Source organism: Streptomyces sp. NPDC085900, from assembly GCF_044540925.1.
Taxonomy (GTDB): Bacteria; Actinomycetota; Actinomycetes; order Streptomycetales; family Streptomycetaceae; genus Streptomyces; species Streptomyces gilvifuscus.
Genome location: NZ_JBITSP010000007.1, coordinates 472477 through 487217, shown reverse-complemented (window position 1 = coordinate 487217; position 14741 = coordinate 472477). Strand labels below are relative to the sequence as shown.

The 14741-nt window shown below is 72.6% G+C and carries 16 protein-coding genes; 5 read left to right on the top strand and 11 right to left on the bottom strand.

What is annotated here, in order from left to right; all coding sequences use genetic code 11:
* Window positions 1–29: 29 nt before the first annotated feature.
* Complete coding sequence (locus ACIGDI_RS26280) at window positions 30–1028, bottom strand: anion permease (protein WP_399901090.1); 999 nt, start codon at window positions 1026–1028, stop codon at window positions 30–32.
* A gap of 7 nt (window positions 1029–1035) precedes the next feature.
* Window positions 1036–1656 carry a DUF47 domain-containing protein gene (locus ACIGDI_RS26275; protein ID WP_058924499.1) on the bottom strand — a complete coding sequence of 207 codons (621 nt, stop codon included), beginning with the start codon at window positions 1654–1656 and terminating at the stop codon, window positions 1036–1038.
* Window positions 1657–1880: 224 nt separating this feature from the next.
* Between ACIGDI_RS26275 and ACIGDI_RS26270 the strand changes: the two genes are divergently transcribed.
* Complete coding sequence (locus ACIGDI_RS26270) at window positions 1881–2228, top strand: metal-sensitive transcriptional regulator (RefSeq protein WP_351560457.1); 348 nt, start codon at window positions 1881–1883, stop codon at window positions 2226–2228.
* A gap of 25 nt (window positions 2229–2253) precedes the next feature.
* On the opposite strand, the gene ACIGDI_RS26265 is transcribed toward ACIGDI_RS26270, so the two are convergent.
* From ACIGDI_RS26265 to ACIGDI_RS26225, 9 genes are all read right to left on the bottom strand, one after another.
* Window positions 2254–2427 (bottom strand): hypothetical protein, encoded by a 174-nt coding sequence (locus tag ACIGDI_RS26265; RefSeq protein ID WP_399901087.1) that lies wholly within the window; start codon window positions 2425–2427, stop codon window positions 2254–2256.
* A 123-nt stretch (window positions 2428–2550) separates the two neighbouring features.
* Window positions 2551–3384, bottom strand: a complete 834-nt coding sequence (locus ACIGDI_RS26260) for a hypothetical protein (RefSeq protein WP_399901084.1) — start codon at window positions 3382–3384, stop codon at window positions 2551–2553.
* Window positions 3385–3644: 260 nt separating this feature from the next.
* Complete coding sequence (locus ACIGDI_RS26255) at window positions 3645–4076, bottom strand: NUDIX hydrolase (protein WP_399901082.1); 432 nt, start codon at window positions 4074–4076, stop codon at window positions 3645–3647.
* Window positions 4073–5164 (bottom strand): CHAD domain-containing protein, encoded by a 1092-nt coding sequence (locus ACIGDI_RS26250; protein ID WP_399901079.1) that lies wholly within the window; start codon window positions 5162–5164, stop codon window positions 4073–4075. Before ACIGDI_RS26250 ends, ACIGDI_RS26255 begins: the two co-directional genes overlap by 4 nt.
* Entirely contained in the window at window positions 5145–7379 is a 2235-nt protein-coding gene (locus ACIGDI_RS26245) for an RNA degradosome polyphosphate kinase (protein ID WP_200705091.1), read from the bottom strand. Before ACIGDI_RS26245 ends, ACIGDI_RS26250 begins: the two co-directional genes overlap by 20 nt.
* Window positions 7380–7694: 315 nt before the next feature.
* Window positions 7695–8483 carry a hypothetical protein gene (locus ACIGDI_RS26240; RefSeq protein ID WP_399901076.1) on the bottom strand — a complete coding sequence of 263 codons (789 nt, stop codon included), beginning with the start codon at window positions 8481–8483 and terminating at the stop codon, window positions 7695–7697.
* Window positions 8480–9445, bottom strand: a complete 966-nt coding sequence (locus ACIGDI_RS26235; RefSeq protein WP_399901073.1) for a hypothetical protein — start codon at window positions 9443–9445, stop codon at window positions 8480–8482. The genes ACIGDI_RS26240 and ACIGDI_RS26235 overlap by 4 nt, the downstream gene beginning before the upstream one ends.
* The gene (locus ACIGDI_RS26230) at window positions 9442–10347 is read right to left on the bottom strand and encodes an ABC transporter ATP-binding protein (protein WP_399901070.1); all 906 of its coding nucleotides are present in this window, start codon (window positions 10345–10347) and stop codon (window positions 9442–9444) included. Before ACIGDI_RS26230 ends, ACIGDI_RS26235 begins: the two co-directional genes overlap by 4 nt.
* Complete coding sequence (locus ACIGDI_RS26225) at window positions 10344–10745, bottom strand: GntR family transcriptional regulator (protein ID WP_399901067.1); 402 nt, start codon at window positions 10743–10745, stop codon at window positions 10344–10346. Before ACIGDI_RS26225 ends, ACIGDI_RS26230 begins: the two co-directional genes overlap by 4 nt.
* 111 nt (window positions 10746–10856) lie before the next feature.
* On the opposite strand from ACIGDI_RS26225, the gene ACIGDI_RS26220 reads away from it, so the two are divergent.
* The 4 genes from ACIGDI_RS26220 (at window position 10857) to ACIGDI_RS26205 (ending at window position 14707) form a co-directional block, all read left to right on the top strand.
* Window positions 10857–11396, top strand: a complete 540-nt coding sequence (locus ACIGDI_RS26220) for an RNA polymerase sigma factor (protein WP_200705096.1) — start codon at window positions 10857–10859, stop codon at window positions 11394–11396.
* A gap of 100 nt (window positions 11397–11496) precedes the next feature.
* On the top strand, window positions 11497–12318 hold the full coding sequence (locus ACIGDI_RS26215; RefSeq protein ID WP_399901064.1) for a zf-HC2 domain-containing protein: 822 nt from the start codon (window positions 11497–11499) through the stop codon (window positions 12316–12318).
* The gene (locus ACIGDI_RS26210; protein ID WP_399901061.1) at window positions 12315–13175 is read left to right on the top strand and encodes an ABC transporter ATP-binding protein; all 861 of its coding nucleotides are present in this window, start codon (window positions 12315–12317) and stop codon (window positions 13173–13175) included. The genes ACIGDI_RS26215 and ACIGDI_RS26210 overlap by 4 nt, the downstream gene beginning before the upstream one ends.
* Window positions 13172–14707 (top strand): ABC transporter permease, encoded by a 1536-nt coding sequence (locus ACIGDI_RS26205; RefSeq protein ID WP_399901058.1) that lies wholly within the window; start codon window positions 13172–13174, stop codon window positions 14705–14707. The genes ACIGDI_RS26210 and ACIGDI_RS26205 overlap by 4 nt, the downstream gene beginning before the upstream one ends.
* The last annotated feature ends 34 nt before the right edge of the window (window positions 14708–14741 follow it).

Genomic DNA, 14741 nt, shown 5'->3' with positions numbered 1-14741 from the left:
CGGGCCCGTCGTCGTTTCGGAGGCGCTCCCTACAGCAGCACCAGGTCCACCAGTTCGAAGGCGCCCGCGGCCACCAGGGCGGCGGCCGGCATCGTGATGAACCAGCCCAGGACGATGTTCTTGGCGACGCCCCAGCGGACGGCCTTGACGCGCTTGGTCGCGCCCACACCCATGATCGCGGAGGTGATCACGTGCGTGGTGGAGATGGGGGCCTTGAAGAGATAGGCCGTGGTGAACATGATCGAGGCGCCGGTGGTCTCCGCGGCGAAGCCCTGCGGGGGGTCCAGCTCGATGATCTTGCGGCCCAGTGTGCGCATGATGCGCCAGCCGCCGGCGTAGGTGCCCAGCGACAGCATCAGCGCGCAGACGATCTTCACCCAGACCGGAATCGGGTCGCTGAAGGTCATGTGGCCGGAGATCACCAGTGCCATCACGACCACACCCATCGTCTTCTGGGCGTCCTGCAGACCGTGGCCGAGGGCCATGCCGGCCGCGGAGACGGTCTGGGCTATGCGGAAGTGGCGCTTGGTCTTGTGCGGGTTGGCCCGGCGGAAGATCCAGAGGATGGCCAGCATCACCAGGTAGCCGACGATCAGACCGACGATCGGCGACAGGAACATCGGGATGACGACCTTGTCGAGCACGCCGTTCCAGTGGACGGTCGTGCTGCCGGCCAGCGCGGCTCCCACCAGGCCGCCGAACAGGGCGTGCGAGGAGGAGGACGGCAGGCCGTAGTACCAGGTGATGAGGTTCCAGGTGATCGCCCCCACCAGGCCCGAGAAGAGGATGGCCATCCCCGTCGAGCCCTCCGGCGTGGCGATCAGGCCCTCGCTGACGGTCTTGGCCACGCCGGAGCCCAGGAAGGCGCCCGCCATGTTCATCACCGCGGCCATGGCCAGAGCCGCCCGCGGGGTCAGCGCCCGGGTCGAGACCGACGTCGCGATCGCGTTCGCCGAGTCGTGGAAGCCGTTGGTGTACGTGAAGAAGAGCGCGACCGCGATGGTCACGACCAGAGCGAAGGTGTCCATGAAGGGGTCAGGACTCCTTGACCGCGATGGTCTCCACCGTGTTGGCCACGTGCTCGAACGCGTCCGCCGCCTCCTCCAGCACGTCCACGATCTGCTTGAGCTTGAGCACCTCGATCGCGTCGTACTTGCCGTTGAAGAGGTGCGCGAGCAGCTTGCGGTGGATCTGGTCCGCCTGGTTCTCGAGCCGGTTTACCTCGATCCAGTACTCGGTGAGGTTGTCCATCGTGCGCAGGTTGGGCATGGCCTCGGCGGTGAGCTCCGCCGCCCGTGCCAGCACCTCGATCTGCTGCTCGACGCCCTTCGGCAGCTCCTCCACGTTGTAGAGGACGACCAGGTCGACGGCCTCCTCCATGAAGTCCATGATGTCGTCCAGGGAACCGGCGAGGGTGTAGATGTCCTCGCGGTCGAACGGCGTGATGAAGGAGGAGTTCAGCTGGTGGAAGATCGCGTGCGTGGCGTCGTCACCGGCGTGTTCCGCGGCCCGCATACGCTCTGCGATCTCGGCCCGGGCGGAGGTGTCCGCCCCGAGCAGTTCCATCAGGAGCTTCGAGCCCGTGACGATGTTGTCCGCGGAGGCGGCGAACATGTCGTAGAAGCTCGTCTCCCTGGGGGTCAGACGAAAGCGCACAAGGGGTCCTCGGGGTGCATCGGTTTTCGGTCAGGCTGATGCTAAGTGCATCATCCGGCCACGGCTAATGGGCCGTCCCCCAGTGTCGCCCATCGGGCAGAGTGGTCGGCACGGGGGCCATGGACGGCCGGCCCAAGGCATTGGCCAAGGGCCCTATACCCAGCAAAGTTCGGTACCATATACCCACCTGGGGTATCTGTCCGCACGTCTTGCAGGAGGACGCGATGACGACCACCGAGGCCGGCGCGACGGCGCCCTCCGAGAACGGCACGCAGAGCACGCAGCACGCCACGCACGGCTACCACAAGCAGAAGGACGAGCACCTCAAGCGCCTGCGCCGGATCGAGGGCCAGATCCGCGGCCTGCAGCGGATGGTCGACGAGGACGTCTACTGCATCGACATACTCACGCAGGTGTCCGCCTCCACCAAGGCGCTGCAGTCCTTCGCGCTGCAACTGCTGGAGGAGCACCTGCGGCACTGCGTCGCCGACGCGGCCCTCAGGGGCGGTGACGAGATCGACGCGAAGGTGGACGAGGCGACGAAGGCCATTGCCCGGATGCTGCGTACGTGACACTGCCCACGTCGGGAGCTCCGGCTCAGCCGCCGGAGGCGTCGCGCTCCTCGGCCACTTTCAGCACCTCGTCGATGCTCTCCAGGCTGAGCCGCTCGTCCGCGGCCGAGGCCGCGATGATCAACTCTCCGCACAGCTCGATCTCGGCGAGGGCCACGTGGTCCTGAACTGCCGTACCGCCGACCGGAGCCACGCGCATCACCTCATCTCTGCCGTTACCGACTTCCTAGAGTAGGGAGCGGCCTACACACCGCGCATGGCACGGAAGGGCTAGTTCTCGACGCCCGTCACTCATCCTCAGGGCGGGTGCCGGGACCCGGGTCTAGTGCTCTGCGATCCGCCCCGCGTAGATGTCCCCGGACGCCGGCAGGCGTACGTCGACGGGGGCGCCGAAGCCGTAGAGCAGCGTCGTCGAGGCGACCGCGACGGTGCCTTTTTCCGCTCCGCCCACGAAGTCGAACCGGTGTCGGATCTTGCGGATGCGGCCCTGTTCGTCGAGGTAGACGTCGAACGGGACCTCGGCGCTGGCGAACCCTTTCGCCGCCGCCGTCAGGGATTCCCGTACGCCCTGCGGCGCGCCCTTCGCGGCGAGCGTGAGGTCGGCGGTGCCGCGGTAGTGACGCACCTCGGTGCCCGCCAGCTCGGTGCGGCCGAGATAGGCGGCCGTGCGCGTGCCGCGCAGCAACTCGGCCGCGGTGAACGGATCGGTGGCGCCGCCGGTGACCAGATTGCCGTCGGACAGGCCGGCCGTGTCGACGCGGACCCACTTGTCGGCGGGGACACCGGCGCCGCGGTTCTTCATGAACAGGGCGCCGGGAGCGAGGAGTTCGATGATGGGGCGGTGCTCGTTGGTGCCCGCCGGGTCCTGCGGCAGGGTCACCTTCAGACGGCCCAGCCGCCTGCCGTAGTCGTACACGCCCTGGCCGCGGATGGTGACGCGGGTGCCGCCGGTGGCCATCTCCATCGAGGTCGTGGCCCTGGACGTGCCCGCCTCCACCAGATTCCGGCCGGCCTGCCGCAGCAGGGGGACGGGGTCGGCGGAGCGGGCGTCCTCGGCGGCCGCGCCGCCGGAGCAGCCGGAGGCGCCGAGACAGCCGAGGCAGACCGCGACCCCCGCGGCAACTGCCCCGCGCCATCTGCGCTGTTGCTGGGTCATCGGCTGCCTACCCCCAAGCGGGTACGTCCGTCACGGGTCCCCTGTCGTTCCGTTCAACGACGGGTGGACAGCAGCCGTCACGCTCGTACGAACCCTTTACCCGGCCCGGGTAACGTTGTCGGCGTGGCGCAGGAGGAACACCGGACGACGACCGTCGAGCAGGGCCGATTCTGTTTCGCCCGGTGCGTGTGCGGATGGCGCGGGCCCGCCCGCAGAGCACGCAGTCAGGCCCGCACGGACGCCGCGGGGCACCTGAGTCCTCAGGCGTGACGCAGGGTCGCCAGCAGTTCGTCGACCAGGCCGCGGTCGCGGTGCTGGGTCAGCCGGCTGCGGGCGGCGGCGGGGGAGAGCCACAGGATGCGGTCGACCTCGTCGGTGGGCGTGAAGCCGCCCGAGGCCGCCTCGGCCGCCCAGTAGCGGACCTGCTTGGGCCGGTTCTGGGCGAAGTAGCGGACGGTCGACAGCTCGGCGCCGGGCTGCGCGGTGTACCCGGTCTCCTCGGCGACCTCGCGCAGGGCGCCCTCGAGATGGTCCTCGCCCCGTTTGAGCTTGCCCTTGGGGTGGGACCAGTCGTCGTACTTCGGCCGGTGCACGAGGCACACCTCCAGGTCGCCGTCGACCGGGGAGCGGCGCCACAGGACGCAGCCGGCCGCCTGGACGAGGGTGCCGTCGTTCTCCGGGTGCGCCGTCACGTGCTCACCACCTGTTTCTGCCAGCACTGCTGGAAGGCGAACCGGGCCGCCTCGACCTCGTGGCGCTGGTCGGCGTGGAGCACGCCGAGGGCGTACGCGGTGGCCGGGGCGATCCGGGGGGTGCGGGCCGCCGACGCCGCCGCTGCCGCCGCCTCGGAGGCGTCGCGGTGGCGGTGCAGGGCCTGGCCGGCGGTGAGGAGGCGGACGTCGAGGGAGGCCTTGTCGCCGTAGAGGGCCTCGCGGGCGTAGCGGTGCAGGCGCAGCAGGAGGCGGACCTGGTGCCAGGGGGCGTCCTGGGGGTGGGGCGCCGGGTCGGGGGACAGGCCGTGGACGAGGGCCGCCGCGTTGTAGGGGTGGCCCGCGGTGACGAGCGGGAGGGCGGCGACGGCGTCGGTGAGGCGTTCCTCGGCGGCGGCCGCCAGGGGGCGCAGGTCCGCTGCGGTGGCGGTGGGGGTGAGGGGGACCTCGCTGGCCAGGACGGCGACCTTGTCCGCGACGGCGTGGAAGCGGGAGGAGCCCAGGGCCTGGAGGGCGGTGCTGTGGGCGCGGGTCCTGGCGAGGGTGAGCTGGCGTTCGAGCAGGGCGCCGGCCTTGGCCGCGCCGACCGTCAGGTTGCCGCGGTCCGGCGTGGCGGAGGGGGGCCCGGCGTTCGCGTGCGGCGCCGTCAACTGGACCGCCTCGGAGGCCCGGTCGCCCATCGTCACGCCGGTCTGCACGGGGAAGACGGCCGCCCCCGACAGCCTCTGCAGGGCCAGCAACAGCCTTTCCAGGCGGGCCGCGTAGGCGTGCTCCATCGACAACGTGCCGGACAGCCAGGCCAGTTCGGGCCGCAGCACCTCCGACCAGTCGGCGTCCAGCAGTGGCCGGTAGGTGTGCAGGCTGGCGCTGATGCGGCGGACCGAGCGGCGCAGGGCACGCGTCGCCTCGACGGAACCCTCGGCGGTGCCCGGCGCCGTCCCGGTCTCCCGGTACTGGCGCAGGGCGCGGAGGAACTCCGTGGCCTGGGCCCGCAGGTAGACCGCGAGGGCATCGCCTGTGGGGGCGGGCCCGGCCGTGGGGTCCGTCGGGTCAAGGTGTTGCTGTGCCACGCCGGCGCCTCCGGGCGTCTATGAGCATCTCCTGGATGTTGCGCAGGGGTTGGCCGTCCGCGTCGGTGGCGTGCCGGATCCACTCGCCGTCCGGGCCGAGGTGCCAGGACGCCGTGTTGTCGGACATGCCGGTCTCCAACAGCCGGTTCAGGGCTGCGCGGTGGGCCGGGTCGGTGACCCTGACCAGGGCCTCGATACGGCGGTCGAGGTTGCGGTGCATCATGTCGGCGCTGCCGATCCACACTTCCGGTTCGCCGCCGTTGCCGAAGGCGAAGACGCGGGAGTGCTCGAGGAAGCGACCGAGGATCGAGCGGACCCGGATGTTGTCCGACAGGCCCGTGACGCCCGGGCGGATCGCGCAGATGCCGCGGACCCAGACGTCGACCGGGACGCCCGCCTGCGACGCCCGGTAGAGCGCGTCGATGAGGGCCTCGTCCACCATCGAGTTGACCTTGATGCGGATGAACGCGGGGCGTCCGGCACGGTGGTGCTGGACCTCCTTGTTGATCCGGGCGATCAGGCCGTCGCGCAGGGACTTGGGGGCCACCAGCAGGCGGCGGTAGGTCTCCCGGCGCGAGTAGCCGGAGAGGCGGTTGAAGAGGTCGGACAGGTCGGCGCCCACCTGGGGGTCGGCGGTGAGCAGGCCGAGGTCCTCGTACAGCCGGGCCGTCTTGGGGTGGTAGTTGCCCGTGCCGACGTGGCTGTAGCGGCGCAGGGTGTCGCCCTCCTGGCGGACCACGAGGGACAGCTTGCAGTGGGTCTTGAGGCCCACCAGGCCGTACACGACGTGGCAGCCGGCCTCCTCCAGCTTGCGCGCCCACTTGATGTTGGCGTGCTCGTCGAAGCGGGCCTTGATCTCGACCAGGACGAGGACCTGCTTGCCGGACTCGGCGGCGTCGATGAGCGCGTCGACTATGGGGGAGTCGCCGGAGGTGCGGTACAGGGTCTGCTTGATGGCGAGGACGTCCGGGTCGTTGGCCGCCTGCTCCAGGAACGCCTGCACCGAGGTGGAGAAGGAGTCGTACGGGTGGTGCAGCAGGACGTCACGGCTGCGCAGGGCGGCGAATATGTCGGGCGCGGAGGCCGACTCGACCTCGGCGAGGTCGCGGTGGACGCCGGCGATGAACTTCTTGTACTTGAGCTCGGGCCGGTCCAGGGAGGCGATGCGGAAGAGACCGGTGAGGTCCAGGGGGCCGGGCAGCGGGTACACCTCGGCCTCGGAGATCTTCAGCTCGCGCACCAGCAGGTCCAGCACCTCGCGGTCGATGGACTCCTCGACCTCCAGGCGCACCGGCGGCCCGAAGCGGCGCCGCATGAGCTCCTTCTCCAGGGCCTGCAGGAGGTTCTCGGCGTCGTCCTCCTCGACCTCCAGGTCCTCGTTCCTGGTCAGCCGGAAGGCGTGGTGCTCCAGGACCTCCATGCCCGGGAACAGCTCCTCCAGATGGGCGGCGATGACGTCCTCGATGGGGACGTAGCGGCCGGGAGAGCTCTCCAGGAAGCGGGACAGCAGCGGCGGCACCTTCACCCGGGCGAAGTGGCGGTGGCCGGTGACCGGGTTGCGGACGACCACGGCCAGGTTCAGGGAGAGGCCCGAGATGTAGGGGAAGGGGTGCGCGGGGTCGACCGCCAGCGGGGTCAGGACAGGGAAGATCTGGTGCCGGAACAGGGTGAACAGGCGGGCCTGCTCCTTCTCCGTCAGCTCGCTCCACCGGACCAGGTGGATGCCCTCCTCGGCGAGTGCCGGGGCGACGTCCTCGTGGTAGCAGGCTGCGTGCCGGGCCATCAGCTCGCGGGAGCGGGCCCAGATCATCTCCAGGACCTCGCGCGGCTGCAGGCCGGAGGCCGAACGGGTGGCGACGCCGGTGGCGATACGGCGCTTCAGACCGGCCACCCGGACCATGAAGAACTCGTCCAGGTTGCTGGCGAAGATCGCGAGGAAGTTGGCCCGTTCCAGGAGCGGGGTGTTCGGGTCCTCGGCGAGTTCGAGGACCCGCTCGTTGAAGGCGAGCCAGCTGCGCTCCCGGTCAAGGAAACGTCCCTGCGGCAGTTGCGGCCCGTCGAACGGCGACTCCTCGTACGCGTCGAGGTCGGCGTCGATGTCGGGTTCCAGGTCGGAGACCACGGCCGCCACCGTATGGGGCCGGTGCGCGGCTATGGAGCCGACGGAGGGCTGCGCGTGCTGAACCTGTGCCTGGGCGGTTTCTGGCTGACTCATGAACCCATTCTTCCGCGCTCCGAGCGATACAGGCGCGTCGGAAGCAGCGGGCGGGAGCGCAGGCATGGAACGGAAGGCGTCCCCGATCCCCGCGGGCCCCTCGGGGGGCGGCGAAGGTTTGGGTACGGAGGGCGTCATTGGCCGAGCGTCGCAAGACTGTCTGAACCGTTGGTTACGGCCACATGGCGTGCGGGATATCCGGGGGCGGCTCCCGTGCGTCGCACACCGGCCGGGCCGGCGCGGGAGCGCGCGGGAAGCCGCCCCGAGGATACGTACGTCCATCCCCCCGTGGAAGGACGTACGCGATCGGATGCCTCACACGGTCCGGCGGCGCAGCAGCAGGAAGGCGACGCCCACGGCGGCCGCGGTGACGGTGAGGTAGAGGCCGCTCTCGAGGGTCCGCAGCAGCCAGGGGTGGAGTGTGGGGTACCGGTCGCGGAGGATGCCGGTCGCGACGAGGACGGCTTGCGTGGCCGCGACGGCGGCGGCCGCCGCGGGCAGCGACCGGCGCAGCACCAGGCCGGCGAGGGCGCCGAAGGCCAGTCCCAGGAGGGGGCCGGTCAGGGCGAGGGCGCCGTCGCCCGGCAGGTTCTGGCTGTGCCGGGTCCAGTCGTACGGGAACGGGGGCGCCGCGGCCACCAGGTGGTGCAGCCCGACCAGGAGCGCGGAGCCGGTGGTGAGCAGCGCGGCGGGCAGCGTGAGCTTCGCGGCGAGCCAGCGGGTCGGGCTCACGCCCTGGGTCCAGGCCAGCCGCGCGGTCCCGGACTCCAGTTCGCGGCCGGTCAGGGCGGCGCCCGCCCAGGCCGAGACCGGCAGCGGGAGCACGGCCATGACGGTCTCGGCGAGCGTGCGGGCCCGGTCGTAGTCCGCGATCCCGTCGCTCCACACGCAGCCCAGCCGGCCGGCGCAGTACCGCAGCCAGTCGGCGTGCGCCGCGTCCTGGCCGGGGCCGTGGGCCCACAGCAGCAGGGCCGAGGTCAGCGCGGTCACGACGGCCCACACGACCAGGGCCGGGCGGTGCAGCCGGAGCATCACGGCGGGCAGGCCGCGGCTGCCCGTGGTGGCCGGTGCCCCGGCCGTCGCGTCGGTGGCGAGCGCGGTCACGCGGGGGACCCCTTCCCGACGGCCCGCCCGCGGCGGGGCAGGCAGCGGAAGGCGAGTACGGCCGCGAGGGCGGCGACGGCCAGCACGATGCCGGTCTCCACCAGGTGGAGCGGCCAGTAGTGGGACTGGGGGTGGTACGTGAGGTAGTAGCCGTCGATGCCCAGCCTGTCGGCGCACCGCTTGACCTGGGCGGGGTTGCCCTCGCACGGCGAGAGGCCGTGGTACGGGACGCGGTGGCCGTCCCGGATCGTCCCGGCGCCCATCTGCCAGGCGTGCGGGGCCAGCAGGCCCTCGGTCGCCGTGACGCGGGTGACCGGCGGCCACAGGTGCGGGCGCAGGCGTTCCATGAGGAAGACCAGCGCCCCCATCGCGGCGACGGAGACGCCGAGCGCGGGCAGGGCGCGGCGCAGCAGGAACGCGGCGAGGGTGCCGACGGCCAGGGCGCACAGGGCGTACGCCACGGCTGCCGGGCCGCGGGCGACGAAGGTGGCGGCGGAGGTCCAGTCGCCGTCCCGGAGCGCGGGGTGGGCGTTCCAGCCCCGGCGGTAGAACAGGACCAGCGTGGTGGAGCCGAGCGTCAGCAGCAGCGCGGGCACGGCGAGCTCGGCGGCCAGCCAGCGGGCGGGGGAGACGCCCTGCGTCCACGCCAACTTGGCCGTACCGGACTCCAGTTCGCGGCCGATCAGGGAGGCGCCCGCCCAGGCGGCCACGCCGAGGAAGCTGTAACAGACGAGTGCGGCGACCAGGGCCGTCCGCTGGCCGTAGTCCAGCCAGTTCAGGATGTTGCAGGTCTCGTGGTGGTCGCAGTAGAGGCGTTCCCGCTCGCCCGCCCTCGACGTCACCGTGTTCAGCCAGATCAGCCAGCCGGTCAGGGCGGCGACGAAGGCGGACCACACGATCAGCGCCGGGCGGTGCAGCCGCAGGACCGTCCGGGGCAGGCCCGGCAGCGTCGGCGCGCTCACAGCGCGGCCCTCTCGGGCTCGGCCGAAGTGGTCCCGGGCGCCTCGGGGTTGCGCAGGTAGGACAGGACGAGCTCCTCCAGGGCGGGGGTGCTCGTGCGCAGGTCCGCCGGGAGCGGGCCCGCCGGACGGATCAGGGCGCTGAGCTGGCGGCCGGTGGTGCGGGACTCGACGACGGTGTGCCCGTCGAGGGCGGTCCCCGCGAGGCCGGACACGCGCAGGTGTGCCTCCAGCAGGTCGTCCGTCTCGCCCGCGAGCCGGACGCGGCCGCCGCCGAGGAGGAGCAGGTGGTCGCAGGAGCCCTCCAGCTCGGCGACCACGTGCGAGGACATCACGATCGTGGTGCCGAACTGCGCGGCCTGGGACATCAGCACGCCCATCAGCTCGTGCCGGGCCAGCGGGTCGAGGTCGGCCATCGGCTCGTCCAGAAGCAGCAGTTCGGGCCGCTTGGCCAGAGCGAGGGCGAGGGCGACACGGGTGCGCTGGCCGCCGGAGAGCGCGCGGACCCTCGCCTTCGGGTCGAGGCCGCCGTCGGCCACGATCCGCTCGGCGGTGCGCGCGTCCCAGCGCTCGGGGTTGAGGTCGGCGCCCAGGCGCAGCGTGGCGGCGACCGTGAGCTGCGGGTACAGCGGCTTGTCCTGCGCGACGTAGCCCACGCGGGTGCGCGCCGAGGCGGGATCCGTGCCGAGGACGGTGACCGTGCCCTCGGTCGGCACCGACAGTCCGGCGGCGAGGGCGAGCAGGGTGGACTTGCCCGCCCCGTTGGGCCCGACGAGGGCGCACACGCGGCCCGTGGGCAGCCGGAGGTCGCAGCCGCGCAGGGCCCAACGGCCGGGCCGCCGAAGCCCGCCGAAACGCTTGCCCACGGCGTCCGCCACGAGGGCGAAGCCGTCCTTGTCCGTCATGAGAGGTCCCCCTGGCTGTGCTGGTCCGAGAAATGTCTGTCGAGTACGGCGGTGAAGAGCGCGGCCACGTCCTCGCGGTCCAGGCCGGCCTCGCGGGCCCGGGCGGCCCAGGCGTCCAGCTCCCCGTGCAGGGGGGACTCGGCCGGCGCGGTGCCCAGTGAGCGTCGTACGAAGGTCCCGAGGCCGCGGCGGGCCTCGACCAGGCCCTCGCGTTCCAGCTCCCGGTAGGCCTTCAGGACGGTGTTGGGGTTGATGGCGGTGGCCTCGACCACCTCGCGCGCGGTGGGCAGTCTGTCTCCCGGCTCCAGCAGGCCCAGTCGGAGGGCCTGCTTGGTCTGCTGGACGATCTGGACGTAGGTGGCGACGCCGGAGCGCCGGTCGATGCGGTACTCGACCACGCGGACAACCACCCTTTCACTAATTGAGTAGTGAAAGGGTGGTGCAAGGGGGCTGCGAAAGTCAAGAGCGTTCCCGTGAACCGATCCGCGGGCCCGGTGCGATGAGGGGACGTGAGCGAAACGAGAAGCGACGGGGAGCTGCTGCGGGCCGCCGCGGACGGTGACCGGCGCGCCTTCGAGGAGCTGTACCGGCGGTACGCGCCGTGGCTGACCGCCCGGCTGCGCGGCCGGTGCGCCGACGGGGGCGTCGTCGACGACGTCGTACAGGAGACGTTCCTCGCGATCTGGCGGGGCAAGGCCCGCTACCGCGAGGACGGTGACGTCGCCGGGTGGCTGTGGCGCGTCGGGTCCCGGCGGCTGATCGACGCCCTGCGCGGGGACGGGGCACGGGGGCGGGTGCGGCAGGCGCTGGCGCGGCTGCGGCACCGGGACGAGGCGTCCGCCGAGGAACGCGTGCTCGCGGGGGTGGAGCACGGGGACCTCGCGGGCGCCCTCGTCCGGCTCTCCCCGGAACTGCGCGCGGTGCTGCAGGCGACGGTCATCGACGGCCTGACCACCCGCGAGGCGGCCGTCCTGCTCGGCATCCCGCCGGGCACGGTCAAGACACGGGCGATGCGTGCCCGGAAGCAACTGCGGGAGGCGCTGACATGAGCGATCGGACAGACGATCGGGGCCTGCGGCGTCGGCGCGCCCGTCGACGTGCCGTCGGCGGCACGTGGGTTCGGGCCCGGTGGGTGCGGGAGGTGACGCTGTGACGTGGCATGTGGATGACGGGGATCTGCGGGCTTACGCCCGGGGCGAGTTGGCGGCGCCGATGCTGTGGTCCGCCGACGCGCACCTGATGACGTGCGGCCGGTGCCGTGAGGTGCTCGCCTCCGTGGGCGAGCCCGTCGACGCCGGCTGGGAGCGCCTGGACGCCGAACTCGACGCGCCCCGCCCGGGGCTGTTCGAGCGGCTGCTGCTGCGGGTCGGCGTCGCCGACCACCTCGCCCGGCTGCTGGCGGCCACTCCGGTACTGCGCCGCTCCTGGCTGGGCGCCGTCGTCGCGGTGCTGGTGACGTCCGTGCTGGCCGCCCAGACCGCCGACTCGCCGACGCTCTTCCTGGCCCTCGCGCCGCTGCTGCCGCTGGCCGGGGTCGCGCTGTCGTACGGGCCCGCGCTGGACCCGACGTACGAGATGGCGGTGGTCTCCCCGGTGCACGGGTTCCGGCTGCTGATGATCCGCACGGTCGCCGTCCTCGCCGCCGGCCTCGGCCTCGACGGCCTGGCGACCCTCGCCCTGCCCGGCTACGGCCTGCGCGTCCTGGCCTGGCTGCTGCCCGCGCTCGCCCTGACCTCGACCGGCCTGGCGCTGTCCGCCCGGCTCGGTCCGGTGCTCGCCCCGTCGCTCGTCGGCGGCGCCTGGGTGACGCTGCTGCTCGCGGCGGACGCCCACGCCCACGGCGCCACGGCGACCCTCGCGCCGTTCACCGCGCTCGGCCAGGGGGTGGCGGCGGCGGTCGCCGCGCTCGCCGGCGGGCTGCTGTTCCTCTCACGTGACCGTTTCGACCGCCTCCAGGGGAGTGCCGTATGACACCCACCGTTTCCGCCTCCGGGCTGGGCCTGCGCTTCGGCGGCACCCGCGCCCTCGACGACGTGTCACTGCGGCTGACCCCGGGCGTCACCGGCCTCATCGGCCCCAACGGCGCCGGAAAGACGACCCTGTTGCGGGTGCTGGCCACCGCCGTGCCCGCCGACACCGGCGCCTTCACCGTCCTCGGACACGACCCCGCCACCTCGGCCGGCCGCCAGGACGTGCGCCGCAGGCTCGGCTATCTGCCCCAGACCCCCGGCTTCCACCCCGACTTCACCTCCTTCGAGTTCGTCGACTACGTGGCCATCCTCAAGGAGCTGACCGACCGCGGCGCACGCCATCGCGAGGTACGGCGCGTGCTGGAGGAGGTCGACCTCGGCGACGTACGCGGCAAGCGCATCAAGAAGCTGTCCGGCGGCATGCGTCAGCGGGTCGCCCTGGCGGCGGCGCTGGTCGGCGACCCCGGCTTCCTCGTCCTCGACGAGCCGACGGTGGGCCTGGACCCCGAACAGCGCATGCGGTTCCGGGAGTTGATCGCACAGGCCGGCGAGGGCCGGACGGTCCTGCTGTCCACGCACCAGACCGAGGACGTGGCGATGCTCTGCCACCGCGTGCTGGTGATGGCGGGCGGCCGCATCCGCTTCGACGGCACCCCCGCCGAACTGACCGAACGGGCGGCCGGCCGGGTGTGGAGCAGCGCCGAACGCGACCCCGGCGCCAAGGCGGGCTGGCGCACCGGCACCGGCTCCTTCCGCAACGTCGGCACCCCACCGGCCGGGGCCACCCTCCTCGAACCCACCCTGGAGGACGGCTACCTGCTCACCCTGGACGACGCGGGCGCGGAGGTGGCGGCATGAGCGCGGTGCTGGAGACGACGGCCACACCCGTCGCCGCGCCCGAGCGGCGCACGCCCTGGGCGGCCGTGATCGAGCTGGCCCGCTTCGAGGCCCGCCAACAGCTGTGGTTCCTGCCGGTGTTCGCGACGCTGCTGCTGTACGTCGGCTACACCGGCTGGCGGTTGCTGTTCCCCGCCGACGGCATGGACGCCTACCCGGCCCTGCAGGACGTCGACCGGGCCACCCAGTCCGGGCCGGCGCTGCTGGGCATCGCGCTGTTCGTGTGCGTCAACCGGGCCGCCCTGCGCGACCGCCGGCGGGGCACCGACCGGCAGGTCGACGTGGCGCCGATGGAGCCGTGGCGGCGCACCCTCGCGCACGTCCTGTCCGTCGTCCCGTACGCGGTGCTCACCGCGCTGGTCGTCCTCGGCGAGTTCACCTGGCAGGCGCTCAGGTCCGGCGCGGTGGGCCACGGCTCACCCGCGGAGCTGGCCGTCGGCCCCCTCTACGTCCTGCTGTGCGGCACCCTCGGGGTCCTGGCCGCCCGCCTGGTCCCGTCCTCCTTCGCCGCCCCGCTCCTGGTCGTCGGCCTCTTCGCCGCCTCCTTGTTCCTCTCGGCCGGCACGGGCGACGCAGAGTGGTCGCGCTGGCTGTCACCCGTCGTGAGCGAGAACAACCGGGACACCCTTCCCTCGGACCTGATCGGACGCCCCGCCGCCTGGCACGCCCTCTACCTCACCGGCCTCGTCCTCCTCGCGGCCTTCGGCGCCGTACTGGCGGGCGGCGGCCGGACCCGGGTGCTGAAGGCGGGTCTCGCGGGCGCGCTGGCGCTCACGCTGGCCGGCGCGGTCGCCCAGTCGGGCGGTGTGACACCGCAGTTGCGGGCCGCCCGGGAGCGGGCCTCCGTCAGCCCGGAGAAGGAGCAGACCTGCGTGCGGCACGAGACCTCCACGTTCTGCGCGTTCCCCGAGTGGACGACCCGCACGGCCACCTGGGCGAAGGTCGTGCACGAGGTGCAGTCCCTGGCCGGCGGCACCGCGCACACCCAGCCCCTGCTCGTACGGCAGCGCATCGAGGCCCGTTACGGCCTGGACAGCGACTCCGCGCTCCTGCCCTCCGCAGACCCCCACCGGGTCACCGTCGGAACGGCCTGGGGCGGCAACCGCGTCCCCGAGTTCTCGGCCGCCGTCGCCTCCGTGCTGGTCGCGGGCGACGAGAAGACGGCGGGGGAGATGTGCGACGGCCGCATGGTCACCGTGATGTGGCTCGCCCTGTCCTGGCAGGACGACCCGACGCAGTCCCTGCGCAACGTGCGCCTCGACGACAGCCTGAGCGGTTCGGCGATCGTCCTCGCCCCGACGGACCCGCTGAGCATGACGGCGGCCCAGACGGACGTCGTACGCGAACTGCTGGGCAAGCCGCGGAGCGATGTCGAGGCCGCGGTGAAGGCGCACTGGACCCAACTGACGGCCCCGAAACTGACGACGGCCGACGCGGCACGACTGCTGGGCGCCACGGTGCCGAAGGGGAACGGGGACAAGTGCGAGGGCTGAGGAGGGTCTGTGCGGCGTCGAGCCCCAGCGGTGT